This is a genomic window from Methylobacterium variabile (assembly GCF_001043975.1).
Lineage (GTDB): Bacteria > Pseudomonadota > Alphaproteobacteria > Rhizobiales > Beijerinckiaceae > Methylobacterium > Methylobacterium variabile.
In genome coordinates, this window is the sequence record NZ_LABY01000344.1 from 1 (window position 1) to 26983 (window position 26983).

A 26983-nucleotide genomic window follows, 5' to 3' on the forward strand; every position below is an offset into this window, starting at 1 on the left:
CGTCGCCTACCTCGCCGGCGCCTACAAGACCGCCCACGGCAACGAGGCCCAGGCCTACAGCTACTACGCCCGGGGCTACTACTACGCCGCCAAGCGGGCCGGCATCCGCACCGACGTGGCGGAGCTCGAGGCGCCGCCGGTCCGGGAGCTTCCGGCCAACCCGATCGGCAAGTTCTTCAACAACGTCTTCGGCGGCCGGCCAGCGGCGACGACCGCCACCGCCTCCGCCGACCCGTCGGTCACGGCCCTGTCGAGCGCCGTCGCTCCGGCCGGCGCCGCGCCGCAATTCACGCTGCCCCAGCCCACGGCCCCGCAGCAGGTCGCCGCGCTCGCGCCGGCCGCGGCGCAGGACGCCGTGGCCCAGCAGCCCGCAGGGCCGTCCGCCGAGGCGACGATCACCGTGCCGCTGCCGCCGGTCCGCCCGGCCTCCCTGGCCTTCCACCCGGCCCCGAGCCCGGCCGCCGGTCCGGCCCTCGCCTATGCGGGCAGTTCGGCCGTCGCCGGCCTGCCGTTCCCGACTTCCGGCCAGACGGTGAGCCTCGCCGCGACGCCCGCCGCGCCGGCTCCCTCCGCGGCCGTGCCGCCGGCGGCGTCCACGGTGGCCGCCGCATCCGCCGCCGCACCGGCCGAGGCCGCCCCCACCGCGCCGCTGCCGCCGCGCCGCCCGGTGGAGTTCCGCCACTTCGTCCTGCGCAAGCCCGCCGCCCCGGTGCCGCAGACCGCCGCGGCGGCCCCCGAGGCTGCCGCCGCGGCGATCAGCCAGTAGGCCTCACGCCTCCCCGGCGAACAGCCCCCGCGCCTGTGCCGGCGTCGCGACGGCGATGCCGATCGCCCGCGCCAGGGCGGCCAGCTCGGCGACCTGCGACGCGTTGTCGGGCGCCAGGCTCCCGTCCGGCCGCCACAGGTTGTTCTCGAACCCGACCCGCGCATGCCCGCCGAGCGCCGCCGCCGTGACCAGGCAGGCCGCCTCCCGGGGGCCGAAGGCGCACAGCGCCCAGGGCAGGTCGAGGCGGTGCTCGGAGTGCCAGGCGGTGAGGAACGGCAGCAGGTCGGCCGGGTCCGAGCGCTGGCCGACCGCATAGCGGCCGAGCACGAACAGCGCGCTCGCCCCCTCGAGCGGGATCAGCCCCCGCGCCGCCAGCCCCTGGAAGCGGGTGACGTCGCCGGCATCGTAGAGGATGTGCTGCACCAGCACCCCGGCCCGGGCCTGCTCCGCCAGGAAGGTGGCGGCCGCGGCCTCCTCCTCCGGCTCGGCGAAGAGCTCGCGCAGGGCGACCGAGAACGCCTCGGGCTTCAGGGCCCGCATCGCCGCCATCTGCTCCGCCGGGCTGTAGAGTCCGACCGCCTCGGTGGTGACCTGGCAGATCATCTCCGGCCCCGCCTCCCGGCGCACCGCGGCGAGCGCCGCGCGGTAGCGGTCGAGATCGAGGGTGTGGCGCTGCTCCGCGTCCCGCACGTGCAGGTGAATCATCGCTGCCCCGGCCTCGCGGCAGCGGGCGGCCTCGAGGCCGATCTCCCGCGGGTCGATCGGCAGGGCGGGATGGTCGGTCTTGGTGCGGCGGGCGCCGTTGGGCGCCACCGTGATGACGAGGGGCAGTGCCATCCGGGTCTCTCAGCTCTCTTCGGAAGCGTCTTTGTCGTTGCCTGAGCCGCTCTCTCGGGCGGCGGGCGTCGGGATCTCGCCGCGCCGCGGCCTTCCTCGCGGTTCCCCGTCGCGCTCTCGCGGCGGCCGCACTCTGCACCGCCCGCGTGCCGCCGCCCAGCCCGGATCGGTCCGGTCACGAGGCCGGCCGCGCCCGGTCGGCGCGCCGCGAGCGGCGGTGCAGCCACAGCACCAGGAGGGCGATGCCCGCCACCGTGGCGGCGCCCGACGCCGCGAGGACGCGGCGGATCAGGGGCGTGTAGACCCCGGTCTGCGGATCGTAGCCGTAGCAGAGCAGCACCAGCCGGTCGGCGAGCCCGCCGACCCGGCCCTCCCCGGCCTCCACCAGGGCGAGGCGCAGGTCGCGGGCCGTCATGGCGAGGGGCGACAGGACGCGGGCGACCCGGCCGTCCCCGGCGAGCACCAGGGCGCCGGCCGGGTGGGCGTAGGACTCCGTGTCCCGGTCGTAGGCGTAGGAATAGCCCACCGCCTGGGTGACTGCCTCGACCGGCCCCGGCGCCCCGGTGAGCACCACGGCACCGGCGAGGAGGCTGCCCTCGCCGAGCTGCGCCGCCACCATGGAGCGGGCGGTGGCGGCGTCGGCGCGCGGGTTGAGGCCGAGCGTGACGAGCCGATAATCCGCCCCCGGCGCGAGGCCGGTGGCGGACAAGGCCGTGCCGGCGACGGCGAGCATCGGGTCGCAGACGTTGCGGCAGGCGTAGTCGAGGGGCATCAGCAGGGCGGGCCGGCCGGCGAGTGCCTGGCCGAGGCTCAGGCGCCGGCCGTCGGCGGCGTCCGTGAAGGTGGCGTCGAGGGGAGCACGCGCCCCGGGGGGCGGTGCCAGGCCGACCTGGGACAGGTCCTTCGGCGTCAGGCCCGCCGCGGCCGGGCCTGCGAGGCCGGCGAGCACGGCCGCGAGGCCGGCGCGCCGCATCGCGGGGATTCGCCGGGACCGCGTCGTGCCGAGAGGTTTCATCGCTTGCGTCGACCGCGCTGAGCCCGCACCCTTCCCGAGATAGGGCGGGCCGCCCTGCCGGGCCCGCGGCGGGCCGGCGGACAAGAGGCCGCAGCGGGCGGAGGGACCGGATGGACGAGATTCGCGACGCGGCGGGCCTACGCGACCACATGGGCCCGGTCAGCCGCCTGGCCGAGGGCAAGGTGATGCCCCGGCTCGACGGCCATGCCCGCGCGTTCATCGCGCTCTCGCCGTTCCTGGTGGTCGCCACCGCCGACGCCGAGGGCGGCGCCGATGCGAGCCCGCGGGGCGACGCCCCCGGCTTCGTCCAGGTGATCGACGACGCCACCCTGCTGATCCCGGACCGGCGCGGCAACAACCGCGCCGACAGCTTCGTCAACCTCCTCGCCGCGCCGGGCATCGGGCTGATCTTCCTCGTGCCGGGCATCACCGAGACCCTGCGGGTGAACGGCACCGCCCGCATCACCACCGAGGCGGCGCTGCTGGCGCCGCTGGCCGCCCAGGGCAAGGTGCCGGCGACCGGCCTCGTCGTGTCGGTGCGCGAGGCCTTCTTCCACTGCGGCAAGGCGGTGATGCGCGCGCGGCTCTGGGACCCCGCGTCGCAGGTGCCGCGGGCGACCTTCCCGAGCCTCGGTCGGGTGCTCGCCGAGCAGACCGGCGCGATCGCCGTCGCGGAGGCCGAGCGGGCGGTGGAGGAGTCCTACCGGACGCGGCTCTACTGAGGCGCCGGCTCGCGCCTGTCACCTGCCGCCCGGGCTCCCGGCCTCGCGGGCTGTGCGCGAACAGAGAGACTCAGCCCGTTGTGTTGCTGTACTCTTCCGGGGGTATCCGCCCGCGCGAGCGCGGCGGCCGGCGTGAGGATCGACCGATGACAGACGATGAGAAGCGCGATCCTCTCCGGGTGCTCGTGGTCGAGGACGAGTACTTCATCGCCGACGACATCTCCCGCGCCCTGATCCGCCACGGCGTCGAGGTGGTCGGCCCGGTGCCGACGGTCCAGGAGGCGTGGGCGCTGCTGGGATCCCGACCTCTCGACCTGGCGGTGCTGGACATCAATCTCCGAGGCGAGCTGGTCTACCCGCTGGTGGCCGAGCTGACCGCGCGCGGCGTCCCGATGGTCTTCGCCACCGGATACGACACCGCCGCGATCCCGACCGATTACGGCGCGATCCCCGCCTGGTCGAAGCCGTTCGACTACAACGCCCTGGCCGAGGTGCTGCCCGGCCTGCGCCGCGCCTGACGCAGCGCGACGGAACCGTCACGCTCTCACCCTGTTCTGCATCGGAGCGATATCTGCCCCGACGGAAGGACAGGAGAGAGGCTGAATGGTTGCAGACAAGGAAACCAAGGCCTTTCCGGCCGCCGCGAACACGCGCGTGCCGTTCGCGCTGGCCCTGTCGGCGCTGGCGGGCTGCGCGGACGCGATCGGGTTCCTCGAATTCGCGCAGCTGTTCATGTCGTTCATGAGCGGCAACACCACCCGTCTCGGCGCCGCGGTCAGCCTGGGAGATTGGGGCAACGTCACCCGGGTCGGCAGCACGATCGCGCTGTTCTGCTTCGGTGCGTTCCTCGGCACCCTGCTCGCCGCGGCCGTCGGCTACTGGCGGCTCGCGGTGCTGCTCGGCCTCCAGGCAATGCTGCTCTGCGTCGGCCTGATCATGCCGCGCGGGCCCGAAGAGTTCCCGCTCCACGCCTACCCGATCGTGCTGGCGCTCGGGATGCAGAACGCCGTGCTGCAGGACGAGGAGGGCCGCAGCCTGGCGCTCACCTACGTGACCGGCGCGGTCGTGCGCTTCGGCACCGGCCTGGCGAACCTGCTGCTCGGCCATCCCTCGCCGTCGTTCTGGATCCAGGCGCCGCTCTGGGCCGCCCTCACGGTCGGGGCGATCACCGGCGGCATGCTGCACGGCGCCTACGGCGAGCGCGCCTTCCTGGTTCCGGCGGTGGTCGCGGCGGTGCTGGCGCTGATCGCCCTGGCGATGACCCTGCGCCACGGCGACGGCCCCCTCGTCTCCGGCACCAAGTCGCCGGCCCCGGACGCCGCCGCCACCGCGCCGCCGGTGGTGTGACGTGCCCTGAGGGCGGGCCGCGACCGGGCGCCGGTCGGCGAAGATTACGCACAGTTCATGGAGCGGAGACGCGGGCGTAAGCCGCGAGGCTCCATAAAGCGTGTGTCGCCGGACGCGGCGTCGCCCTCAAACCCCCGGGGCGCCGCCGCGCCGCAGGCCCCGAGGGCCGAGGCGCCGGGTTTCATCGTCGCCCCCAGACGACCCGGTGCACCGCGCCGCGGCAGGCCGGGCCCCACATGGCCCGGCCTGCCGACTCCCCGGCGGCGACGCCCGACGTGCCGCATCCCACCCCCCGAACTGCGGCGCGTCGGGCGGGGCCAGCCCGGGGCGGAGCCGCGACCGCCTGCGGGGCTCCCGCGCCCCGGACCCGCCCGGCCGGCGATCGCCGCGTCGACGCGCGCTCCTGCGACGACGATGCGCGCTCCCCCGCCGAACCGGTGTCCACTTCGGCCTGCGAGCGCTCTACAATGCCCGACATGCGTCTCCTGATCATCGAGGACGACCGCGAGGCGTCCGCCTACCTGTCCAAGGCTTTTCGCGAAGCCGGCCACGTCGCCGACACGGCGGATGACGGGCTCGACGGCTACGCGCTCGCCCGTGAGGGCGCCTACGACGTCCTCGTGGTCGACCGGATGCTGCCGAAGCTCGACGGGTTGTCGCTGATCCGCTCGCTTCGCGAGCAGGGCGTCGAGACGCCGGTGCTGATCCTCTCGGCGCTGGGCCAGGTCGACGACCGGGTGAAGGGCCTCAAGGCCGGGGGCGACGACTACCTGCCCAAGCCCTACGCCTTCTCCGAGCTGATGGCCCGGATCGAGGTGCTGGCCCGCCGCCGGGGCGGGAGCGGCGGGGCCGAGGCGACGAGCTACCGCGTTGGCGACCTGGAGCTCGACCGGCTGTCCCACCGGGTCACCCGGGCCGGCCAGGAGATCCCGCTCCAGCCGCGGGAGTTCCGCCTGCTGGAATACCTGATGCGCCATGCCGGGCAGGTCGTCACCCGCACGATGCTGCTCGAGCACGTCTGGGACTACCACTTCGACCCGCAGACCAACGTCATCGACGTCCACGTCTCCCGGCTGCGCGCCAAGGTCGACAAGGGCTTCGACCGCCCGATGATCCACACCGTGCGGGGCGCCGGCTACATGGTCCGGGCCGGCGGCGAGGCGTGAGCGCCCCGGACCTCCGGGGTGCCCCGGCCAGGACCGCACTCACGACCGCGACGGGGCACGACGGCGTGCTGGCGCGCCTCGGCACGCTGTTTCGCACCACCGCCTTCAAGCTCTCGCTCGCCTACCTCCTGGTCTTCGCCGCCTTCGCGTTCTTCGCCCTGGGCTACGTCGCCTGGAACGCCCGGCGCGTCCTCGACGACCAGATCGTCTCGACCATCGAGGCGGAGATCAACGGCCTGTCCGACCAGTACGCCTCGGGCGGCATCCGCCGCCTCGTCGGCGTGGTCGAGCGCCGCTCCCGCGAGCCCGGCGCCTCGCTCTACCTCGTCACCACCCCGGCGGGCGAGCATGTCGTCGGCAACGTCGAGGCGCTGCCGCCCGGAATCCTCGCCGAGCCCGGCCAGACCGAGACCGCGTATGGCCGTGCCACCGACGGCGACCGCCTCGACCACCGGGCGATCGTGCGCATCTTCACCCTGCCGGGCGGCTTCCGCCTCCTCGTCGGCCGCGACGTCGAGGAGCGCGACCGCCTGCGCGCGGTGATCGGGCGCGCCTTCGCCTGGTCGCTGATGCTGGTGGTGGGCTTAGGCTTCCTGGGGAGCTGGTTCATCGCCCAGCGAGTCCTCAAGCGCGTCGACCAGATGACCGAGATCACCCGCGGCATCATGGCGGGCGACCTCGACGGACGGCTGGCGCTCGCCGGCACCGGCGACGAGCTCGACCGGCTGGCGAGCAACCTCAACGCCATGCTGGACCGCATCGGCGAGCTGATGCGCGGCATGCGCGAGGTCTCGGACAACATCGCCCACGACCTCAAGACCCCGCTCACCCGCCTGCGCAACAAGGCCGACGCGGCCCTGCGCGAGGGCAGCGACCCGGATTCCTTAAGGGCGGCGCTGGAGGCCAACATCGAGGAGAGCGACAATCTGATCCGGGTGTTCAACGCGCTCCTGATGATCGCCCGGCTCGAGGCCGGGAATGCCCGGGAGGGTCTCGCGGATTTCGACGCCGGGGCGGTCGCCCTCGAGGTCGCGGAGCTGTACGAAGCAGTGGCGGAGGAACGCGGCGTGGGCTTGCGCACCGAGGTCGAGGACGGCCTCGTGCTGCACGGCAGCCGCGAGCTGATCGGACAGGCGATGGCGAACCTGATCGACAACGCCCTGAAATACGGGGCAGGTGCCGCAGAGCCCGTGGTCTGCGTGGCGGCCCGGCGCGAGGACGGCAGCGTGGTGCTCACGGTCGCCGACCGGGGCGAGGGCATTCCGGCGGCGGAGCGCGGCCGGGTGCTGGAGCGCTTCGTGCGGCTCGAGACCGCCCGCACCCGGCCGGGCTTCGGTCTGGGCCTGAGTCTCGTCAACGCGGTCGCCCGCCTGCACCAGGGCACCTTCGCCCTTGAGGACAACGCGCCGGGCCTGCGCGCGACCCTGCGCCTGCCGGCGGCCGCCACCCGCGAGGTCGCGGCGTGACCGGATCCCTCGCCGCGCGCCTGACCCGGGCGCCCCGCCTCGCCGAGCCGGAGCGGGCGCGCTCCCGCCTCGACGACCTCCTCGCCGAGGCGCCGGACCTCGCCGCCCCGCTCGGGCAGGAGGGCCCGGCCCGCGACCTCCTCCTCGGCCTCGCCGACCATTCGCCGTTCCTCTGGGGCCTCGCTGCTCGCGACCCGGCCCGCCTCGCCGGCCTGCTCGGGCGGCCGCCGGAGGAGACGAACGCCGCGATCCTCGCCGACCAGCGCGGGGCCGGTCTCGCCGGCGGCGACGTCGCCCGCTCCTTGCGCCGCAACCGCGCCGCCCACGCGCTCCTGGTGGCGCTGGCCGATATCGGCGGCGTCTGGTCGCTGGAGCAGGTGACGGCGGCCCTGTCCGACTTCGCCGACGCCTCGGTGAGCGCCGCCGTCGACGCCGCCCTGGTCCAGGCCGCCGGCACCGGCCGCTTCCGCCCCGCCGATCCGGCCCGGCCGCAGGAGGGCTCCGGCCTGATCGTCCTCGGCATGGGCAAGCTCGGGGCGGGGGAGCTGAACTACTCGAGCGACGTCGACCTGATCGTGCTGTTCGATCCCGACGCCGCCCCCTTGCGCGAGGGCGTCGAGGCGACGCCATTCTTCAGCCGGATCGCGCAAGCGGTCGCCAAGCTGCTGCAGGAGCGCACCGCCGACGGCTACGTCCACCGGGTCGATTACCGCCTGCGGCCCGACCCCGGCTCGACCCCGACCGCCCTGTCGCTGCCCTCGGCCTACACCTATTACGAGACGGTCGGGCAGAACTGGGAGCGCGCCGCCTTCATCAAGGCGCGGCCGGTGGCCGGCGACCTGGCGCGCGCGGACGAGTTCCTGGCCGAGCTGCGGCCGTTCATCTGGCGCAAGTACTTCGACTTCGCCTCGATCGCCGACGTCCACGCGATGAAGCGGCAGATCCACGCCGTGCGCGGCCACGGCGCCATCGCGGTCGCCGGCCACGACATCAAGCTCGGGCGCGGTGGCATCCGCGAGGTCGAGTTCTTCGTCCAGACCCAGCAGCTCGTCTTCGGCGGACGGCGCCCGTCCCTGCGCGGCCGGCGCACCCTCGAGATGCTGGCCGCCCTCCACGACGAGGGCTGGATCACGCCCGAGGCCCGCGACGAGCTGAGCCGGGCCTACCGGTTCCTGCGCGCGGTCGAGCACCGGCTGCAGATGGTGGCGGACGAGCAGACCCAGCGCCTGCCAGACGATGCCGCCAAGCTCGCCCGCTTCGCCCGCTTCCTCGGCTACCCGGACGAGGCGGCCTTCGGCGAGGCGCTGACCGCCGAGGCGCGCCGCGTGCAGGGGCACTACGCCCTGCTGTTCGAGGCCGAGCCCGATCTCGCCGCGGAGGTCGGGGACCTCGTCTTCACCGGCTCGGAGGACGATCCCGAGACCCTCGCGACCCTGCGCCGCCTCGGCTTCCGGGCGCCGGAGCGGGCGACCGAGACGGTGCGGGGCTGGCATTTCGGCCGCCGCGCGGCGGTGACGAGCCCGCGGGCCCGGGAGGTGCTGACCGAGCTGGTGCCGGCCCTGATCCAGGCGCTCTCCGGCACCGCCGATCCGGACGGCGCGCTCGCCGCCCTCGACCGGGCTTTCGGCCGGATGCCGGCGGCGGTCGAGCTCCTCACCATCCTGCGCTCGCACGAGCGGCTGCGGCTGCTCTTCGCCGACCTCCTCGGCACGGTGCCGCGCCTCGCCGACACCGTCTCGTTCAGCCCCCACGTCCTCGACGCGGTGATCGATCCCGCCTTCGTGGCGCCGGTGACCGAGGCGGCGGCTCTGCGCGGCCAGTTCCGCCTGAGCCTCGGCCAGCCCCGCGACCTCGAGGACTTCCTCGACCGCAGCCGCGACGCCGCCCGCCAGCTGCGCTTCGTCACCGGGGCGCGGCTCCTCTCCGGCATCCTGCCGCCGGCCGGCGCCGGCCGGGCCTATGCGGGGATCGCCGAGGCCACCGTCGCGGCGGCGCTCACGGCCGTCGAGGCCGCCTTCGCGGAGGAGCACGGGCGGGTGCCGGAGGGGCGGATCGCCGTGCTCGGGCTCGGGCGCCTCGGCTCGCGCCAGCTCACGGCCGATTCCGACCTCGACCTCGTGGTCCTGTACGACTTCGACCAGGCCCGCCGCGAGAGCGACGGCAGGCGCTCCCTCGACGCGGCGGTCTACTATAACCGCCTGACCCAGCGCCTCGTCGCGGCCCTCACCGTGCCGACGCGGCGCGGCCGGCTCTACGAGGTCGACCTGCGCCTGCGCCCGAGCGGCGGCCAGGGGCCGATCGCCAACCAGTGGCACCGCTTCGCGGCCTACTGGCGGGAGGAGGCGGCCCTGTGGGAGCACATGGCCCTCACCCGCGCCCGGGCCATCGCCGGCGATCCCGGCCTGATGGCGGAGGCCGACGCCGCCGCGGCGGCGGTCGTCGGGCAGCCCCGGGATCCGGGCCTCGTCGCCGGCGAGGTGCGGGCGATGCGCGCGCTCGTCGAGCGGGAGAAGGGCGACCACGGTCCCCTCGACCTCAAGCTCGCCCCGGGCGGGCTCCTCGACCTCGACTTCCTGGGTCAGGCCCTGGTCCTGTCCCACGCCGCCGCGCATCCCGACCTCGCCGGCCTCGACGCCCCCGCGGTGCTGGAGCGCGCCGGCGCGCACGGGCTCATCGAGGCCGGGCTCGCGGGCCGCCTGGTGACTGCCTACCGCCTCCTCGACGACGTCCACCATTGGCAGCGCCTGATGGTCGAGGGCGATTTCGGCCGCACCGCCCCGCCGGCGGCCCGCGCGCGCCTCGCCACGGCCCTCGGCCAGCCCGACGAGGCGGCGCTGACGTCCCAGCTCGCCGAGACGCGGGCCGGGGTAAGGGAGGCGTTCGGAGCGATCCTGGGGGCGGCTGCGTCCGGTACGGCCAGGGACGCATGACCACGATCTGACGTCGGTTGTGGCGGAGATCCGCGCACAGGCGCCGACCGTCGCGGACCGCATCGACACGCTCGCGACCTCGACGATGTCCCCGCCAGGATCGGGGAGGTGCCCGGGCGGTCCTGGGGCCTTTCGTGAAGCCCGGGCCCCCTGACCGTTGCGATTCGAGCGCAAGAAGCGGGATGCGGCGCCTCCCCGCGACGCTCAATCCTCGGCGGGGAGGTGACCGCATGACCGATTTTCAATGCATCCCGATCGCCACCGAGACGGCCGATCGTTTTCGGGAGACCGGGACAGACGACCGGGGCAACCAGGTTCGGCGTTTCATCGCAACACCCGATGGGTCCTACCCATGCCGCCACTGCCTGCGGCTCGCCGAGCCGGGCGAAGCGGTGCTTCTCGGGTCCTATGACCTGCCGAAACCGCAGGGCATCTACTGGACGCCGAGCCCGATCTTCGTGCACGAGGCGGCATGCCCCCGCGCGGACGCCGTCTACGACGTCGCGCCGATCGTGCGGGCGAACCCGCTGGTTTCCGTTCGGGCCTACGATCTCCGGGATCAGTGTCTCTACGATCTCGGCCACGTCTGCGCCGGCCTGGATGTCGACGCTCCCCTGCGTCGGGCGCTCGGCGACGCCCGTACGGCGTTCGTGAACATCCACACCGCGCGGCCGGGATGCCTGCTGTCGCTGGTGACGCGCGTGGCCGATCGACCTTAGGGGCGTCGCTGCCAGTGCCCCCTTACCCGGCAGCTCCACCCGCGATCGCGGCGAGCGAAATTGATGCGAACATGGCGGAACGCGATTCGCCGGGCTCCCCTGCGCGCCCTCCGCACGGCTGGGGACGCATCGGGGACGCTGCCGCCCGATGGGCCTCGGCCGACCCTCTCACGCCTCGATATGCGCGGCGTCCTTGAGGCCGGGACGGGGCAGGCGCACCAGCACGATCGTACCGGTGCCCTCCTCGGAGCGGATGCGCAGGCCGCCGCCGTGGAGCTCGGCGAGCGAGCGGGCGATGGCGAGGCCGAGGCCGGAGCCCTTGTAGCTGCGGGCGAAGTTGGTCTCGACCTGCTCGAACGGGTAGCCGAGCTTGGGCAGGGCGGCCTTCGGGATGCCGATGCCGCTGTCCTCGACGAAGATGTGGACCGCGTCGATCGCCCGCCGCGTGCGCACTGCCACCCGGCCGGCCTCGGGGGTGAACTTCACGGCGTTCTGCAGCAGGTTGACCAGGATCTGGTGCAGGGCGCGCTCGTCGGCCATCACCAGGGCGTCGGCGCTCATCTCGACGCTGACGGTCAGCCCCTTGGCCCGGGCCGGCTCGGCGATCAGCTTGAGGGCGCGCTCCAGCGCCTCGCTCACCGCCACCGGCTGCTTGGCAAGTTTCACCCGTCGGGCGTCGATCCGCGACATGTCGAGGATGTCGTCGATGACCGACAGGAGGTAGTGGCCGCTCGAGCGGATGTCGCGGCAGTACTCGCGGTACTTCTCGGAGCCGAGCGATCCGAAGACCTCGCTCTCCATCACCTCGGCGAAGCCCAGGATGGCGTTGAGGGGGGTGCGCAGCTCGTGGCTCATGTTGGCCAGGAACTCGGACTTCGAGCGGTTGGCGCTCTCGGCTTGGGCCTTCTGGTCGAGGTAGCGCTCCGCGAGGTCGGCGAGCTGCTGGGTCTGGATCTCGAGGGTCCGGCGCGAGCGCTTGAGGTCCGCGATGGTGGCGATGAGCTGGCGTTCCGATTCCACGAGCCGCTCCTGGTGCCGTTTCAGGGCCGTGATGTCGGTGCCGACCGAGACGTAGCCGCCGTCCTTGGTGCGGCGCTCGCTGATCTGCAGCCAGCGCCCGTCGGCGAGCTCGGCCTCGAAGGTGCGGGCTCCCGCCTCCGGGAACTCGCCGGCGGGGATCTCGCGCCGCACGGTCGGCAGGGCGGCGCGGCCCATGATGGCGTCGTAGCGGCGACCCGGCTGGGCCTCGTCGGCCGTCAGGGCATGCAGGCGCCGGAACTTGGAGTTGCACAGGACCAGCCGGTTCTGCGCGTCCCAGAGCACGAAGGCCTCGGACACCGCCTCGACGGCGTCGCGCAGGCGCATGTCGGCGGTGGCGGTCGATTCGGCGAGGCGGCGTTGCTCCGAGATGTCGATGACGATGCCGACGAGGTGGCGGCCGTTGTCCTCCAGGTCCTGCACGATCTCGGCCCGGGCCTTGAGCCAGACCCACTCGCCGCCCGCGGCCCGGATGCGGAACTCGTGGTCGACGGTGGCGTCCCGGGCGGCGAGCTGGCGGGCGAGGCCGTAGAGGTCGGTGTCGTCCGGGTGGACCAGGCCGTTGACGTCGCCGAAGGACAGGAATTCCTGCTCCCGGACGTAGCCGAGCAGCTGGTACATCGAGTCCGACCAGTAGATCCGGCCCCGCGGGATGTCCCAGTCCCACAGGCCGCAGCGCCCGCGACCGAGCGCCGTGTCGAGGCGCTGGCGCACCTGCTCGCAGACCCGGTCGACGGCGCGCGCGCGGTCGGCCTGGAGCGCGTAGGCGAGGCCGGTGCAGACCACCACGAGCGTCACGGCGCCGACCAGCACCGCGGCGATGCGCGCCCGCCCGGCCCAGACCACGGTCACCGAATCGAGGGTCTGCACCACCGCGACCTGCGCGATGCCGGCACCGCCCGGCACCGCCCGCACCGTTGCCAGCGCCCGCTCGCCGCTGCCGAGCACGACCGGGAGCACGCCGGCGCGCTCGCCCATGATGCCGAGCACCTGGACCTCGCCGACGAACTCGCTGAAGCTGCGCGGCAGGGCGGGCTGCTCCGGCAGCGCTGCCAGGATCGCGTCGTCGGCGCCGATCAGCAGGACGCTGCGGCCCGCCGGCAGGCCGCCCGACGGGATCAGCCGCACCAGCCGCTCGCGCAGGGCCGCCGGCGCCAGGAGTGTCGGTGCCAGGAGTGTCGGTGCCAGGACCCCCGGCCCCTGGAATTCCGACGCCACCGCGCCGGGAAGCCGGGCGAGCGAGGACGGCAGCGTGGAGGCCAGGAGGCGGGCCACGAGGTCGATGTCGCGCCGGGCGTCGCCGACCACCTCCTCGCGATGACCGGAGAGCTGCAGGGCGGTGACGGTGGCGAGGCAGACCAGGAACGCCGCCAGCATCGCCGGAACGGCGAACCGGAGCCAGGATTCAGCATGGGCGAGGCGCTGGTGCGCGGCCTTCGAAGCCCGGCTGATCCCGAGGATCGTGGCGGCACGCGCAGAGAAGGGGGCGGGATCCGCCTCCAGCATACCCAAACCCCCAACGGAACAAAGACAGGTGCCGCGGAGGTTCCCGGCAGGCCTCCGAATCGAGCCTCAATCTGGCATTTCCACAAGCATTTTGTCCAGCGCTTCGCGCCTTGGAAATGAAGTGTTAACCAGTGAGCGGAACGCGCCGGAATCGGCCGGCCGTTCGTGATTCTGTCAGTGATCGCAATCAGTTGGTCGTCATTTGAGTGGGGCCAGCGATCGCCCGGCGATGTCGCTGACGTCAGGGGAGAGGCCGGGCGTCCCGGCCACCCGGCGCAAGGCCTCGGCGGCCCGCTGGCGGCGCCCGTCCTCGACCATACGCCAAGTATTGAAAGCAGTTAGCAGGCGCGCCGCGACTTGGGGATTTTTTCCGTCGAGGGCCAGCACCACTTCCGCCGTGAGATCGTAGCCGGCCCCGTCCGGGCGATGAAACTGCGTCGGATTGTTGAGGCTGAAGCTGGCGACGAGGGAGCGGACCCGATTCGGATTGCCGAGGGAGAAGGCCGGGTGGCGCATCAGCCCGCGGACCCGCTCCAGGGTCCCGGCCTCGGGGATCATCGCCTGGAGGGCGAACCACTTGTCGAGCACGAGGGGCTCGTCGCGATAGGTCTCGCCGAAGCGCGCGAGCGCCGCCTCCCGGGCCTCGCCCGGCACCAGGCTCAGGGGCGCCAGGGCCGCGAGGCGGTCCGTCATGGTGACGGCGTCCTCGAGCTGGGCCACGGCGAGCGCGGTGCCGCCCTCCGGATCGGCCGCCGCCACGAGGTCGAGGGCGGCGTTGCGCAGGGCCCGGCGGCCGGCGCTGGCGGCGTCCGGGCTGAAGGGCGCCCCGGGCGGCTGCGCCAGCGCGTCGCGAAGGCCGAGCAGCCGGGCCCCGAGGTTGCGGCCGAGCTGCACCCTGAGGGTCTGGCGCGCGCGCCAGATCGCGTCGGGGTCGACGTCGGCGCCGATGGCCTGCGCCACCTCCTGCTCCCCCGGCAGGGTCAGCACCAGGGCCGCGAAGGCGGGATCGGCCAGGGCCTCGCCGTCGAGGAAGGTCGCGAGCGCCCGGCCGAGGGCGTCGCCCTCGGGCCCGGCCTCCGCCGCCAGCGGGGCGCCCGCCGTGGCGCGGGCGACCAGCACCTCCATGGCGAGGCTCTGGGCCGCCTGCCAGCGGTTGAAGGCGTCGCCGTCATGGGCGAGCAGCGTCAGGCGCTCGTCCCGGGTCAGCGCGTGGTCGACCTTCACGGGGGCCGAGAAGCCGCGAAACAGCGACGGCACCGGCGCGGCCTCGACATCGGTGAAGACGAGGCTGTCCTCCGGCGCTTCGAGCACGAAGACGCCGTCGGACACCCGCTCGCTCCGGCCCGCCGCCGGGCCGCCACCCGGGGCGACGAGGCCCAGCGCGACCGGGATCACCAGGGGCCGGGGCTCGGCCGCCGCCGCGGCCTCGGTGGCGATGACCGGCAGGCTCTGGCGGAACGACAGGGTGTAGGTCCTGCGCCCCGCGTCGTAGGCGCCCGCGACCGCGACGGTCGGCGTGCCGGCCTGGGCGTACCAGCGGGCGAAGGCGTCGAGGTCGCGCCCGCTCTCGGCGGCGAAGGCGGCGAGGAAGTCCTCCACCGTGGCGGCCGTGCCGTCGCAGGTGGAGAAGTAGCGGTCCATCCCGCGCCGGAAGACCTCGGGGCCGAGCAGGGTGCGCAGCATCCGGACGATCTCGGCGCCCTTCTCGTAGACCGTCGCGGTGTAGAAGTTGTTGATCTCGCGGTAGGCCTGCGGCCGCACCGGGTGGGCGAGCGGGCCGGCATCCTCCGGGAACTGCCGGGCGCGAAGGGTGCGCACCTCGGCGATGCGGTGGACCGGGCGCGAGCGCTCGTCGGAGGAGAATTCCTGGTCGCGGAAGACCGTCAGGCCCTCCTTGAGGCAGAGCTGGAACCAGTCGCGGCAGGTCACCCGGTTGCCGGACCAGTTGTGGAAGTACTCGTGGGCGATGATCGCCTCGATGTTGGCGTAGTCCGCGTCGGTCGCGGTGTCGGGGCTCGCCAGCACGTACTTGTCGTTGAAGATGTTGAGGCCCTTGTTCTCCATCGCGCCCATGTTGAAGTCGGAGACCGCGACGACGTTGAAGACGTCGAGGTCGTAGGCGCGGCCGAAGGTGCGCTCGTCCCAGGCCATCGAGCGGGCGACCGCGTCGAGGGCGAAGTTCGCGCGGCCCTCCTTGCCGGGCTCGACGTAGACGGCGATCTCGACCTCGCGCCCCTCCATGGTGGTGAAGCGGGAGCCGACCCGGCCGAGGCGGCCGCCGACGACGGCGAACAGGTAGGCGGGCTTGGGGTGGGGGTCGTGCCAGATCGCGTAGTGGCGCCCCGGACCGGCCTCGCCCTGCTCGACCGGGTTGCCGTTGCCGAGCAGGACCGGCGCCTCGTCCCGGTCGGCCTCGATCCGGGTGGTGTAGACCGCCATCACGTCCGGCCGGTCGAGGAAGTAGGTGATGCGCCGGAAGCCGTCGGCTTCGCACTGGGTGCAGTAGACGCCGTTCGAGCGGTAGAGCCCCATCAGCTTGGTGTTGGCGCTCGGGTTCACCTGCGTCTCGATCTCGAGCACGAAGGGACGCTGCGGCGGCTGGTGCAGGGTCAGCGCCCGGGGGGTGACCTCGATCGCGCCCGGGCCCGTCGGCTGCCCGTCGAGGGCGACGGCCAGCAGGGTCAATTCGTCGCCGTCGAGGACGAGGGGCGCGCCGGCCTCGCCCGCCGGGTTCGGCCGGAGCGCCAGCGTCGCGGTGACCCGGGTCTCGGTCGGATGCAGGCGCACGTCGAGCTCGACCCGGTCGATCAGGTAGTCGCTCGGGCGGTAATCGGCGAGGCGAACGATCGTCTGCATGGCGGTCTCGCGGGCGGTCGCGCGGGGCGGCGGGGGAATGAGCCTTTGCACCGCGGGACGCCCGGGCGCAACGCAGGATCTCCGCGGCGGCCGCCGGGCCGGCCTCCACTCCGGCGGTGGGCGCTCTAGCTACGACGCCGGATCGGCGAAAAGCGCCTGAACCGAGGATGGAGCGCCATGGAATACCTGCACACGATGGTCCGCGTCGCCGATCTCGATCGGGCGCTGGACTTCTACTGCAACAAGTTCGGCCTCCAGGAGGTGCGCCGCACCGAGAGCGAGAAGGGGCGCTACACCCTGGTGTTCCTGGCCGCCCCGGGCGACGCCGCGCGGGCGAAGGACACCAAGTCGCCGCTCCTGGAGCTCACCTACAACTGGGATCCGGAAGAGTATACCGGCGGGCGCAACTTCGGCCACCTGGCCTATCAGGTCGACGACATCTACGCGACCTGCCAGAAGCTGCAGGATGCCGGCGTGATCATCAACCGCCCGCCGCGGGACGGCCACATGGCGTTCGTGCGCTCGCCCGACGGCATCTCGATCGAGATCCTGCAGAAGGGCGGCGCCAAGCCGCCGCAGGAGCCCTGGGCCTCGATGCAGAACACCGGCAGCTGGTGAGGGGAGGCGGGCGGGCCGGTGACGGCCCGTCTCTTCTCTCTGGGTCAGGGCCTTTGATGGGCCCTGACGGGCCCGACGCCCGCTCGGTCATCCCGGGGCCGCGACAGCGGAGCCCGGAATCCAGAACCGCAGGCGGTGCCGAACGGATCGGAACACCGCCCGCTTCATCCTGAAGGCTCTGCGCGTCTCGATTCCGGGCTCCGCTCTCTCGGCTCCGGAATGACGATGGAGGTTTCGCGGCCTGTCGGTTTCGAGCCTCCGCCGGTCAGGTCTCGGCCGTCGGGGTGATGCCGAGCTCCGCCAGCTTGGCGTGGATCGCCGTGACCGGCCGCTTCAGCTTCAGGCTCATGACCGACGCCGGGACGCCCTCCCGCGCCATGGCCTTGAGCTGCTGCACGGTCTCCAGGGTCCAGCCCGCCTCGATGTTCTCGCTCATCAGGGTTGCCTCCGTGATCGGCGGCCGCGCCTTCGGGACGGCCTTGAGCCAGGGCAGGTAGGGACCGGCGGCGGCGCGGCAACCCGGCCCCGCCGGAGCACCGCCGCCTTGACGCGGGGACCTGGGCAGCGCACATCGACGCCGTCAGCCGGCCGGGCGGCCGCTCCGGTCCTGTCGGCGGGTCTCCCGCGCGGGAGGGCCGGGGAGGAAAGTCCGGGCTCCATGAAGAGACGGTGCCGGATAACGTCCGGCGGGGGCGACCCCAGGGACAGTGCCACAGAGAGCAGACCACCGCATCGCGGGCCCTTCGGGACCCGCCGCGGCCAGGGTGAAAGGGTGCGGTAAGAGCGCACCGCGGACGCGGCAACGCGGACGGCACGGCAAACCCCACCGGGAGCAAAACCGAATAGGGGCGGCACGCGCGGCTCGCCGCGCAGGGCTTTCTTCAGGCCCGTCGCCCGGGTTGGTTGCTCGAGGCGGCCGGCAACGGCCGTCCCAGAGGAATGGCCGCCACGTCCGGGGGACCTTCGGGTCGTCCGGGCCATACAGAACCCGGCTTACAGGCCGGCTGATACCCAATTCCCGGACAGTGGCGCTAGGGCCGCGCCAGCTGGAATCCAGCGGGCGCGAGGCATTGCCGACGTAAAATCCGGGCCCGTGGCCGAACAGGCGCGCCCGCCTCGACTTTCCGGCGGCGCCCGCTGCAGGCACAAGCCTTCGTTAACCTTGCTGGTCTCTGATGGCACACGGGCGGGTGCTGCCCGCCGCGTGTCCTCGCGTTGACGACCCCAGAGGCCCATGATACCCCGAGCCACCCCGTCCACGGCGATTCCAGCATCGGCGGCCGCCTCCTGCTTGCGCAGGCGTGATGGTCGCGCGTCGATGTCGGGCGTGGGCAAAGCGGCGCCCTGGCGCCGATCCCGGCCGGCCTCGGCCCGGCTCGTGCGGACAGCGGAGCATCATGGATCGTCACGCGTCAGTGCGCGCCCGCGCGCGGTGCGCCTTCGCCCGAATGGAACCGGCCCCGCTCGCGCGGGAGGGCCGGCCGTGACGGACACAGCCCCCCACATCCCGGTCCTGCTCGACGAGGTCCTGGGCGCGCTCCGCCTCGGGTCCGAGCCGGCGGCGGTGATCGACGGCACCTTCGGGGCCGGCGGCTACACCAGGGCCATCCTGGCGGCCCATCCCGGGAACCGCGTGCTGGCCGTCGACCGCGACCCGACCGCGATCGCGGCGGGCCAGGCTCTCGTGGCGGCGCAGGCCGGGCGCCTCGTGCTGGTGCAGGGCCGCTTCGGCGACCTCGACGCCATCGCCCGGGACAACGGGTTCTCCGACGCGGACGGCGTCGTCCTCGACATCGGCGTGTCGTCGATGCAGCTCGACCAGCCGGAGCGGGGCTTCTCGTTCCGGCACGACGGCCCCCTCGACATGCGGATGGAGCGGGACGGCGAGAGCGCCGCCGACCTCGTCAACGAGGCCTCCGAGGCCGCGCTCGCCGACGTGATCTACCATTACGGCGAGGAGCGCCGGGCCCGGGCCGTGGCGCGGGCGCTGATCGAGGCGCGCCGGCGCGGCCGCATCGAGAGCACGGCGGCGCTCGCCGAGATCGTCGCCGGCGTCGTGCGGGCTGAGCCCGGCAGCGGCATCCATCCGGCGACCCGGACCTTCCAGGCCCTGCGCATCGCGGTGAACGACGAGCTCGGCGAATTGCAGCGGGCGCTGCACGCGGCCGAGCACACCCTGCGGCCGGGCGGCCGCCTCGCGGTGGTCACCTTCCACTCGCTGGAGGATCGCATCGTGAAGCAGTTCTTCTCGGCCCGCAGCGGCCGGGCGGTGGCGGCCTCGCGCCACCTGCCGATGGCCTCCCAGCCCGCGCCGCGCAGCTTCACCCTCGCCACCAAGGGGCCGGTTGCCGCCGGCGAGGCCGAGTGCCGCGCCAATCCCCGCGCCCGCTCGGCCAAGCTGCGCGCCGGCGAGCGCACCGACGCCCCGGCGCCGCCGCCGCTCACGGCGCTGGAGGCCCTGGCCTCCCTGCCCGAGGTCCAGCCGCGGGGAGGGCGCCGGTGATCCGCCTCCTGCACCTCGCGGCGATCGCCGGGCTGATCGCCTCGGCCATCTACGCCTACTCGATCAAGTACGACACGCTCTACCAGGCCGAGCAGGTCGCCAAGCTCAAGACCCGCCTGCGCAAGGAGCGCGACGCGATCGCGGTGCTGCGCGCCGAGTGGCAGCTCCTGACCCGGCCTGACCGGCTTCAGGCGGCGGTCGACAAGTACCTGACTCTCGAGCCGATCGGCACGACGCATCTCGGCCGCCTCGCCGACCTGCCGGCCAAGGCCGACCGCGGCGACGAGATCGCCCGCAAGCTCGAGGCCCTCGGCCTCACCGCCACGGCGACCCCGGCCGCCAGGGAACGCCAGGCCTCCACCACCGGCGCCACCGCCGCACGCACCGAGGAGCCCCGCACCACCGGCTCCACAACGACCGGCTCCACGACCACCCGCACCCCGACGGCCAAGAGGTGAGCGCCGTGACCCAGGATCAGGATTTCCAGGCTCACGACCCCCGGGACCGCGACCCCGGCGCGGAAGGCCCCGCGGCTCCGGCCGCGGTCGGCCACGCCGACGACGCGCCCGCTCCGGCGCCGCGCCGCAGCCTCGCCGGCCTGCTGCGCGGCGGCATCACGGCGATGTTCCGCCTCTCGGTGGAGCGCAGCGCCGCCCGCGTCGGCCTCGTCAGCCTCGTCTTCGGCGCGGTGTTCCTCGCCCTGATGGGCCGCCTCGTCCAGTTCGCCGTGATGCCGGACGACCCGGTGACGGCCCAGGCCCGCCGGGCCGAGGCCGGCGGCACCACCCAGGTCCGGCCCGACATCATCGACCGCAACGGCGAGATCCTGGCCACCGACATCCGCACCGTCTCGGTCTTCGCCGAGCCGAAGAACATCTATGACAAGGACGAGGCGGTCGAGCTCCTCACCGCCGTCCTGCCCGAGATCAACGCTCGCGACCTGCGCGAGAAGCTGTCGTCGAAGAAGGGCTTCGTCTGGGTCAAGCGCGAGATCACCCCGCGCCAGCAGGTCGAGGTGCACCGCCTCGGCATTCCGGGCGTCGGCTTCCTGCCCGACCACAAGCGGGTCTATCCCAACGGCACCGCCGCCGCCCACATCCTGGGCGTGACCAACCTCGACAATGTCGGCATCGCCGGCATCGAGAAGTACATCGACCGCCAGGGCCTGCGCGATCTCAACAGCCTCGGCTTCGTCCAGAAGGCGGCCGACATGGCGCCGGTCCAGCTCTCGATCGACCTGCGCGCCCAGCACGCCGTGCGCGACGAGCTGGCCTGGGGCATGGCGCATTACCGCGCCAAGGCGGCCGCCGGCCTGATCCTCGACGTCACCACCGGCGAGGTCATCGCGCTCGCCTCCCTGCCGGACTTCGATCCCAACGAGCCGGCCGACGCCCTCGACCCCGACCGGATCAACCGGATGAACGTCGGCGTCTACGAGATGGGCTCGACCTTCAAGGCGATGACGCTGGCGATGGCGCTCGATTCGGGCAAGTTCACCGTCAACTCGACCTTCGACACCCGCGGCGGCGTGCTGCACTGGGGCCGGCAGAAGATCCACGAGTACCACGGCACCAACCGGGTCATCACGATGCCGGAGGTGTTCACGCACTCGTCCAACATCGGCTCGGCCAAGATGGCCCTCGGCATCGGCGTGCCCGGCCACAAGGCCTTCCTGAAGAAGATGGGCCTGCTCGACCGGCTGCGCACCGAACTGCCCGAGAGCGCCGAGCCGATCATCCCGCCGCGCTGGACCGAGATCAACACCATCACGATCGCGTTCGGTCACGGCCTCGCAGTGGCCCCGCTCCAGGCTTCCGCCGCGGTGGCGGCGATCGCCAACGGCGGCTTCCTGATGACGCCGACCTTCCTCAAGCGGACCGAGGCCGAGGCGCGCGAGAAGGCGACGCAGGTGCTCTCGCCCCAGACCAGCGAGGCGATGCGCTTCATCATGCGCCTCAATGCCGTCGAGGGCTCGGCCAAGAAGGCGGCGATCCCGTACTACTACGTCGGCGGCAAGACCGGCACGGCCGAGAAGGTGATCCGCGGCCGCTACGTCAAGAACCGCCTGTTCACCACCTTCATGGCCGCGGCGCCGATGGACAAGCCGAAATACCTGTTCGTGACCATCATGGACGAGCCGCAGGCCGTGGCGGCGGAATCCGGCACCTACGCCACCGCCGCCTGGAACTCCGGCGTCGTCACCGGCCGGACGATCGCCCGGGTCGCCCCGATCCTCGGCCTGCCGCCGCAATTCGAGCCGCCGGTGAAGCCCTTCCCGCTGATGGTCAAGCTCGGCGCCTACCACGCCAACCAGGTGGACGGGCGATGAGCCTCACCCTTCGCGACCTGTTCCCCGAATCCGGTTTGGCCGGCGACCTCGCGGTCGCCGGCCTCGCCGCCGACAGCCGCAAGGTCGAGCCGGGCTTCGTGTTCCTGGCGGTGCCCGGCACCGTCGCCGACGGCCGCCTCTTCGCCGCCAGGGCCGCGGCGGCGGGCGCCGTCGCGATGGTGGCGGAGGGCGAGCGGCCCGCCGACCTGCCCGACGCCGTCGCCTACGTCCCGGTCCCCGATGCCCGCCGTGCGCTGGCCGAGGCCGCCGCCCGCCTGCATCCCGGCCAGCCCGGGACCGTGGTGGCGGTCACCGGCACCAGCGGCAAGAGCTCGGTCGCCGATTTCGTGCGCCAGATCCTCGGCCGGCTCGGCCGCGAGGCGGCGAGCCTCGGGACGCTGGGGGTCATCACCACCTCCGGCGCCGCCTACGGCTCGCTCACCACTCCCGACCCGATCACCCTGCACCGGACGCTCGACCACCTCGCCCGCGACAACGTGACCGAACTGGCGATGGAGGCCTCCTCGCACGGCATCCAGCAGAGCCGCCTCGACGGGGTGCGCCTGACGGCGGCGGGCTTCACCAATCTCGGCCACGACCACCTCGACTATCACGGCACGCCGGAGGCCTATCTCGCGGCCAAGCTCCGGCTGTTCACGACCCTGCTGCCGGAGGGCGGCACCGCCGTGGTCAACGCCGACGGCGCGCGAAGCGACGCGGTCGTCGCGGCGGTCCGGGCGCGGGGCCTGCCCCTCGTCACCACCGGCCGGGCCGGGGAGGGGATCCGCCTCGTCTCCGCCCGCACCGAGGGCTTCGCTCAGCGCCTCGAGATCGCCCTCCAGGGCGCGTCCCACACCGTCGACCTGCCCCTCGTCGGGGCGTTCCAGGTCGAGAACGCCTTGCTCGCCGCCGGCCTCGTTCTCGCGACGCCCGCCGGCGCCGGGCGCGAGGCGGAGGTGATCGCCGCCCTCGGGGGGCTCGCGGGCGTGCCCGGCCGGCTCGAGCGGGTCGGCACGGTGCGCGACGCCCTCTGCGTCGTCGACTACGCCCACAAGCCCGATGCGCTGGCCGGCGTCCTCGATGCCCTGCGGCCGTTCACGGCCGGGCGCCTCGTCTGTGTCGTCGGCTGCGGCGGCGACCGCGACCGGGCCAAGCGCCCGCTGATGGGCCGCATCGCGGCCGACAAGGCCGACCGGGTCATCGTCACCGACGACAATCCCCGCAGCGAGGACCCGGCGGCGATCCGGGCCGCGATCCTGGCGGCGGCCCCGGGCGCGGAGGAGATCGGCGACCGTTCGCAAGCGATCCGGGCGGCGGTGCGCGATCTCCGGGCCGGCGACGTGCTGGTGGTGACTGGCAAAGGTCATGAAACCGGCCAGATCATCGGCGACCGCACGCTGCCCTTCTCCGACCGCGACGCGGTCCTGAGCGCGATCGAGGAGACCCGCGCATGACCGAGCCCCTCTGGACCCTGGATGACGCCGCCGCCGCCATGGGCGGCCGCATCGTCGCGGACGATGCCGCCCGGTCCTCGGCCGTACACTCCCTGTCCGGGATCTCGATCGACACCCGCACCCTGAAGGTCGGGGACCTGTTCTTCGCCATCAGGGGCGAGGCCCGCGACGGCCACGACTTCGTGCGCGATGCCCTTGCCCGCGGCGCCGGCGCCGCGGTGGTGTCCGAGGAACGGGCGGCCGACCTCGCCGGGGCCGGACCGCTGATCGCGGTGCCGGCCTGCGCCGAGGCAAGGGACGGGGATGGTGTGCTCGCCGCGATGCGCGGCCTCGCGGTCGCGGCGCGGGCCCGCACGGGCGCGCGGGTGCTCGCCGTCACCGGCTCAGTCGGCAAGACCGGCACCAAGGAAGCCCTGCGCCACGTACTCGCGGCGCAAGGGCCCACGCACGCCTCGGTCGCCTCCTACAACAACCACTGGGGCGTGCCCCTGACCTTGAGCCGGATGCCGGCGACCTGCGCCTTCGGGGTGTTCGAAGTCGGCATGAACCATGCCGGCGAGATCGCCCCGCTCACCCGCCTGGTCCGGCCCGAGATCGCGATCGTCACCACGGTCGAGCCGGTCCATATCGAGCATTTCCGCTCGCTGTCGGGCATCGCCGACGCCAAGGGCGAGATCTTCTACGGGCTCGAGACCGGCGGCGTCGCGGTGATCAACCGCGACAACCCGAACTTCGAGCGCCTCAAGGCCCATGCGCTGGCCTCCCGGGCCGGGCGGGTGGTGAGCTTCGGCGAGCACCGCGAGGCCGACGTGCGGGCCGAGCGCATCGTGATGCGGCCCGACCTCTCGATCGTCGACGTGCGGGCGATGGGGCTGCCCGTCACCTACCAGCTCGGCACCCCGGGCCGGCACACGGCGCTGAACTCGCTCGCGGTGATCGCCGCCGTGCAGGCGCTCGGCGCCGACCTGGCGCTCGCCGCCCTGTCGCTGGCGCAGCTGCGCCCGCCGGCCGGGCGCGGCGCCCGCACGATGCTGCGGGTCGCCGGGGGCGAGGCGCTCCTCGTCGACGAGAGCTACAACGCCAACCCGGCCTCGGTGCGGGCGGCGCTCAGCACGCTCGCCGGGGTCGAGACCGCGGGCCGCCGCATCGCGATCCTCGGCGACATGCTGGAGCTCGGCACCGACGCCGCCCGCCTGCACCGGGAACTCGCGGAGTCCGTGGAGGAGCACGGCATCGACCTCGTCTTCACTGCCGGGCCGATGATGCAGGAGCTGTTCGAGGCGCTGCCGGCCTCCCGGCGCGCCGGCGCGCGGGCGGGGTCGGCCGAGCTCGTCGACCTCGTGCTCGAGGCCGTCCGGCCCGGCGACGCCGTGATGGTCAAGGGTTCGAACAGCACCCGCATGGGCAGGATTGTCGAGGCGCTCAAAGCCCGCTACGCGGGCGGCGCGGACCAGGATCTCGCCGTCGGCCGATCCGGCTGAGCCACCTTAAGGACCCCTGTCGCAGCGGTGCGGGCATAAACCCGGTGCTGCCGCTCGCCCACGATCGGATGCCCCCGGGATGCTCTACCTCCTCTCCGACCTGAGCGGCGTGTTCTCGCCGCTCAACGTGTTTCGCTACATCACCTTCCGCACCGGCGGCGCGCTGTTCACGGCGGGCTTCTTCGTGTTCTGGTTCGGGCCCTGGATCATCTCGCTCCTGCGCCTGCGCCAGGGCAAGGGCCAGCCGATCCGCGAGGACGGCCCGCAATCCCACCTCCTGACCAAGCGCGGCACCCCCACCATGGGCGGGCTGATGATCCTGGCCGGCGTGCTGGTGGCGGTGCTGCTCTGGGCCAACCCGCGCAACCACTACGTCTGGATCACCATGATGGTGACGCTGGGCTTCGGGGCGATCGGCTTCTACGACGATTACCTCAAGGTGACGAAGCAGAGCCACAAGGGCTTCTCCGGCAAGTTCCGCCTCGCCCTCGAGGCGCTGATCGCGGTGGCGGCCTGCGTGGCGGTGGCGGAGTATTCGGCGCCGGGCCTGGCCTACCGGCTCGCCTTCCCGGTGTTCAAGGACGCGATCATCAACCTCGGCCTGTTCTACGTCGCCTTCGCGGGCTTCGTGATCGTCGGCGCCGGCAACGCGGTCAACATCACCGACGGCCTCGACGGCCTCGCCATCGTGCCGGTGATGATCGCGGCGGCCACCTTCGGCATCATCGCCTACCTCGTCGGCAACGTGATCTACGCCTCCTACCTCCAGGTGAACTACGTCCCGGGCACCGGCGAGCTGGCGGTGGTGTGCGGGGCGCTGATCGGCGCGGGCCTCGGCTTTCTCTGGTTCAACGCGCCGCCGGCCCAGATCTTCATGGGCGACACCGGCTCGCTGGCCCTCGGCGGCCTCCTCGGCACGATCGCGGTGGCGACCAAGCACGAGATCGTGCTCGGCATCGTCGGCGGCCTGTTCGTGCTCGAGATCCTCTCGGTCATCATCCAGGTCGCCTCGTTCAAGCTCACCGGCAAGCGCGTCTTCCGCATGGCGCCGATCCACCACCACTTCGAGCAGAAGGGCTGGAAGGAGCCGCAGGTGGTGATCCGGTTCTGGATCATCGCGGTGGTCCTGGCGCTGCTCGGCCTGGCGACGCTGAAGCTGCGGTAGGGGATGGCTTCCTGCGACCGGCTCGACACATCTCCCGAACCGGTCGCAAGTGGCCTGCATTTCCTGACATCCCCCCGTTCCCGGACGACTGTAGCCTGAGCGGAAGGGGATCCAGGAAAGGGGGGAGGGTGGCAGATCGGTCCCACCTCTCCACACGGCACAGCTTGACGAAGCCTCGCTCCGCGTCTCACTAACCGCCTCGAGAGACGCGCCGGGCGCCGGCCTGGCGCCGCCCCGGCGCGAAGGCCCGATCGACGCATGACACCTTCCACTACCTTCGCCGGCCAAACCGTCGCCCTGTTCGGGCTTGGCGGCTCGGGCCTCGCGACCGCGCTCAGCCTCAAGGCCGGTAGCGCTCGGGTCGTCGCCTGCGACGACAATCCGGCCCGGATGGAGGCGGCGGCTCGGCAGGGCATCGAGACCGGAGACCTGCGGCAGGCGGAGTGGACGGCGTTCACCGCGCTCGTCCTCGCCCCCGGCGTACCCCTCACCCACCCGGCGCCGCACTGGACGGTGGATCTCGCGCGAAGCGCCGGCGTGCCGGTGATCGGCGACATCGAGCTGTTCTGCCGCGAGCGTGCCGCGCAGAGACCCGACGCGCCCTTCGTCGCGATCACCGGCACCAACGGCAAATCGACCACCACGGCGCTGATCGCCCACGTGCTGAGCCAAGCCGGCCGCGACGTGCAGATGGGCGGCAACATCGGCACCGCGATCCTGTCGCTGGCGCCGCCGTCGCCGGACCGGGTCCACGTCATCGAGCTGTCCTCGTTCCAGATCGACCTGACGCCGTCGCTGGCGCCCTCGATCGGCGTGCTCCTCAACATCACCCCCGACCACCTCGACCGCCACGGCGACATGCCGCACTACGCCGCCATCAATGCGGCGCCCGGCGATCGCCCGGCACCACTCGTCGTCGACGCCGACGACCGCGTGGGCGGCCCCGGCCACGAGCCGCTCCTTGATGGCGGCGTAGTGCGGCATGTCGCCGTGGCGGTCGAGGTGGTCGGGGGTGATGTTGAGGAGCACGCCGATCGAGGGCGCCAGCGACGGCGTCAGGTCGAT

Annotated in this window: 19 protein-coding genes, 1 other RNA gene and 3 pseudogenes; 17 read left to right on the forward strand and 6 right to left on the reverse strand. The window is 73.2% G+C overall.

Going from position 1 to position 26983, the window contains the following annotated elements; translation table 11 throughout:
* A pseudogene (locus VQ02_RS38480) lies at positions 1-766 on the forward strand (lytic transglycosylase domain-containing protein); the annotation flags it as partial.
* A gap of 3 nt (positions 767-769) precedes the next feature.
* Here the strand turns inward: VQ02_RS38480 and VQ02_RS32580 are convergent.
* Entirely contained in the window at positions 770-1603 is an 834-nt protein-coding gene (locus tag VQ02_RS32580) for a beta-keto acid cleavage family enzyme (protein WP_048448420.1), read from the reverse strand.
* Between the two features lie 175 nt (positions 1604-1778).
* Positions 1779-2576 carry a thioredoxin domain-containing protein gene (locus VQ02_RS32585; RefSeq protein ID WP_048448421.1) on the reverse strand — a complete coding sequence of 266 codons (798 nt, stop codon included), beginning with the start codon at positions 2574-2576 and terminating at the stop codon, positions 1779-1781.
* A gap of 152 nt (positions 2577-2728) precedes the next feature.
* On the opposite strand from VQ02_RS32585, the gene VQ02_RS32590 reads away from it, so the two are divergent.
* From VQ02_RS32590 to VQ02_RS32620, 7 genes are all read left to right on the forward strand, one after another.
* Positions 2729-3340: a pyridoxamine 5'-phosphate oxidase family protein gene (locus tag VQ02_RS32590; protein ID WP_048448422.1), complete on the forward strand. Its 612-nt coding sequence runs from the start codon at positions 2729-2731 to the stop codon at positions 3338-3340.
* Between the two features lie 146 nt (positions 3341-3486).
* On the forward strand, positions 3487-3858 hold the full coding sequence (locus VQ02_RS32595; RefSeq protein ID WP_048448423.1) for a response regulator: 372 nt from the start codon (positions 3487-3489) through the stop codon (positions 3856-3858).
* Between the two features lie 85 nt (positions 3859-3943).
* Positions 3944-4687, forward strand: coding sequence for a YoaK family protein (locus VQ02_RS32600; RefSeq protein WP_048448424.1), 744 nt, complete (start codon positions 3944-3946; stop codon positions 4685-4687).
* A 476-nt stretch (positions 4688-5163) separates the two neighbouring features.
* Positions 5164-5853, forward strand: a complete 690-nt coding sequence (locus VQ02_RS32605; protein WP_048448434.1) for a response regulator transcription factor — start codon at positions 5164-5166, stop codon at positions 5851-5853.
* Between the two features lie 65 nt (positions 5854-5918).
* Complete coding sequence (locus tag VQ02_RS32610) at positions 5919-7319, forward strand: HAMP domain-containing sensor histidine kinase (RefSeq protein WP_048448435.1); 1401 nt, start codon at positions 5919-5921, stop codon at positions 7317-7319.
* Entirely contained in the window at positions 7316-10249 is a 2934-nt protein-coding gene (locus VQ02_RS32615) for a bifunctional [glutamine synthetase] adenylyltransferase/[glutamine synthetase]-adenylyl-L-tyrosine phosphorylase (RefSeq protein ID WP_048448425.1), read from the forward strand. Before VQ02_RS32610 ends, VQ02_RS32615 begins: the two co-directional genes overlap by 4 nt.
* A gap of 230 nt (positions 10250-10479) precedes the next feature.
* On the forward strand, positions 10480-10968 hold the full coding sequence (locus VQ02_RS32620; RefSeq protein ID WP_048448426.1) for a DUF1203 domain-containing protein: 489 nt from the start codon (positions 10480-10482) through the stop codon (positions 10966-10968).
* 168 nt (positions 10969-11136) lie between these two features.
* Here VQ02_RS32620 and VQ02_RS32625 read toward each other — a convergent pair whose 3' ends face one another.
* A complete protein-coding gene (locus VQ02_RS32625; RefSeq protein ID WP_048448436.1) occupies positions 11137-13512 on the reverse strand; it encodes a PAS domain-containing sensor histidine kinase in 2376 nt (791 codons plus the stop codon).
* Between the two features lie 198 nt (positions 13513-13710).
* The gene (gene pepN, locus VQ02_RS32630) at positions 13711-16368 is read right to left on the reverse strand and encodes an aminopeptidase N (RefSeq protein WP_048448427.1); all 2658 of its coding nucleotides are present in this window, start codon (positions 16366-16368) and stop codon (positions 13711-13713) included.
* Between the two features lie 177 nt (positions 16369-16545).
* Here pepN and VQ02_RS32635 point away from each other — a divergent pair, with 177 nt between their 5' ends.
* Positions 16546-16986, forward strand: a complete 441-nt coding sequence (locus VQ02_RS32635; protein WP_048448428.1) for a VOC family protein — start codon at positions 16546-16548, stop codon at positions 16984-16986.
* A 265-nt stretch (positions 16987-17251) separates the two neighbouring features.
* On the opposite strand, the gene VQ02_RS38485 is transcribed toward VQ02_RS32635, so the two are convergent.
* Positions 17252-17422 (reverse strand): hypothetical protein, encoded by a 171-nt coding sequence (locus tag VQ02_RS38485; protein ID WP_167350815.1) that lies wholly within the window; start codon positions 17420-17422, stop codon positions 17252-17254.
* Between the two features lie 144 nt (positions 17423-17566).
* Between VQ02_RS38485 and rnpB the strand changes: the two genes are divergently transcribed.
* The 8 genes and pseudogenes from rnpB to VQ02_RS32670 all read left to right on the forward strand — a co-directional run.
* An RNA gene (rnpB, locus tag VQ02_RS35015) (RNase P RNA component class A) lies at positions 17567-17998 on the forward strand.
* Between the two features lie 471 nt (positions 17999-18469).
* Positions 18470-19489 carry a 16S rRNA (cytosine(1402)-N(4))-methyltransferase RsmH gene (gene rsmH, locus VQ02_RS32640; RefSeq protein ID WP_048448429.1) on the forward strand — a complete coding sequence of 340 codons (1020 nt, stop codon included), beginning with the start codon at positions 18470-18472 and terminating at the stop codon, positions 19487-19489.
* A complete protein-coding gene (gene ftsL, locus VQ02_RS32645) occupies positions 19486-19947 on the forward strand; it encodes a cell division protein FtsL (RefSeq protein ID WP_048448430.1) in 462 nt (153 codons plus the stop codon). The genes rsmH and ftsL overlap by 4 nt, the downstream gene beginning before the upstream one ends.
* Positions 19944-21818, forward strand: a complete 1875-nt coding sequence (locus tag VQ02_RS32650; protein WP_425339944.1) for a peptidoglycan D,D-transpeptidase FtsI family protein — start codon at positions 19944-19946, stop codon at positions 21816-21818. The genes ftsL and VQ02_RS32650 overlap by 4 nt, the downstream gene beginning before the upstream one ends.
* Positions 21815-23272 carry a UDP-N-acetylmuramoyl-L-alanyl-D-glutamate--2,6-diaminopimelate ligase gene (locus VQ02_RS32655; RefSeq protein ID WP_048448431.1) on the forward strand — a complete coding sequence of 486 codons (1458 nt, stop codon included), beginning with the start codon at positions 21815-21817 and terminating at the stop codon, positions 23270-23272. The genes VQ02_RS32650 and VQ02_RS32655 overlap by 4 nt, the downstream gene beginning before the upstream one ends.
* Positions 23269-24753 (forward strand): UDP-N-acetylmuramoylalanyl-D-glutamyl-2,6-diaminopimelate--D-alanyl-D-alanine ligase, encoded by a 1485-nt coding sequence (locus VQ02_RS32660; protein ID WP_048448432.1) that lies wholly within the window; start codon positions 23269-23271, stop codon positions 24751-24753. Before VQ02_RS32655 ends, VQ02_RS32660 begins: the two co-directional genes overlap by 4 nt.
* Positions 24754-24832: 79 nt before the next feature.
* A complete protein-coding gene (gene mraY, locus VQ02_RS32665) occupies positions 24833-25918 on the forward strand; it encodes a phospho-N-acetylmuramoyl-pentapeptide-transferase (protein WP_048448433.1) in 1086 nt (361 codons plus the stop codon).
* Between the two features lie 258 nt (positions 25919-26176).
* Positions 26177-26848, forward strand: a pseudogene (locus VQ02_RS32670) (Mur ligase family protein); the annotation flags it as partial.
* 18 nt (positions 26849-26866) lie between these two features.
* Here VQ02_RS32670 and VQ02_RS39615 read toward each other — a convergent pair.
* Positions 26867-26947: pseudogene (locus tag VQ02_RS39615) on the reverse strand (Mur ligase family protein); the annotation flags it as partial.
* Between the last annotated feature and the right edge of the window lie 36 nt (positions 26948-26983).

Bases quoted from the DNA above. Each gene is read 5' to 3' on its own strand.
- VQ02_RS32580 (WP_048448420.1), bottom strand. From the start codon at position 1,603: ATGGCACTGCCCCTCGTCATCACGGTGGCGCCCAACGGCGCCCGCCGC.
- VQ02_RS32585 (WP_048448421.1), bottom strand. From the start codon at position 2,576: ATGCGGCGCGCCGGCCTCGCGGCCGTGCTCGCCGGCCTCGCAGGCCCG.
- VQ02_RS32590 (WP_048448422.1), top strand. From the start codon at position 2,729: ATGGACGAGATTCGCGACGCGGCGGGCCTACGCGACCACATGGGCCCG.
- VQ02_RS32595 (WP_048448423.1), top strand. From the start codon at position 3,487: ATGACAGACGATGAGAAGCGCGATCCTCTCCGGGTGCTCGTGGTCGAG.
- VQ02_RS32600 (WP_048448424.1), top strand. From the start codon at position 3,944: ATGGTTGCAGACAAGGAAACCAAGGCCTTTCCGGCCGCCGCGAACACG.
- VQ02_RS32605 (WP_048448434.1), top strand. From the start codon at position 5,164: ATGCGTCTCCTGATCATCGAGGACGACCGCGAGGCGTCCGCCTACCTG.
- VQ02_RS32620 (WP_048448426.1), top strand. From the start codon at position 10,480: ATGACCGATTTTCAATGCATCCCGATCGCCACCGAGACGGCCGATCGT.
- VQ02_RS32625 (WP_048448436.1), bottom strand. From the start codon at position 13,512: ATGCTGGAGGCGGATCCCGCCCCCTTCTCTGCGCGTGCCGCCACGATC.
- pepN (WP_048448427.1), bottom strand. From the start codon at position 16,368: ATGCAGACGATCGTTCGCCTCGCCGATTACCGCCCGAGCGACTACCTG.
- VQ02_RS32635 (WP_048448428.1), top strand. From the start codon at position 16,546: ATGGAATACCTGCACACGATGGTCCGCGTCGCCGATCTCGATCGGGCG.
- VQ02_RS38485 (WP_167350815.1), bottom strand. From the start codon at position 17,422: ATGAGCGAGAACATCGAGGCGGGCTGGACCCTGGAGACCGTGCAGCAG.
- VQ02_RS32655 (WP_048448431.1), top strand. From the start codon at position 21,815: ATGAGCCTCACCCTTCGCGACCTGTTCCCCGAATCCGGTTTGGCCGGC.
- VQ02_RS32660 (WP_048448432.1), top strand. From the start codon at position 23,269: ATGACCGAGCCCCTCTGGACCCTGGATGACGCCGCCGCCGCCATGGGC.
- mraY (WP_048448433.1), top strand. From the start codon at position 24,833: ATGCTCTACCTCCTCTCCGACCTGAGCGGCGTGTTCTCGCCGCTCAAC.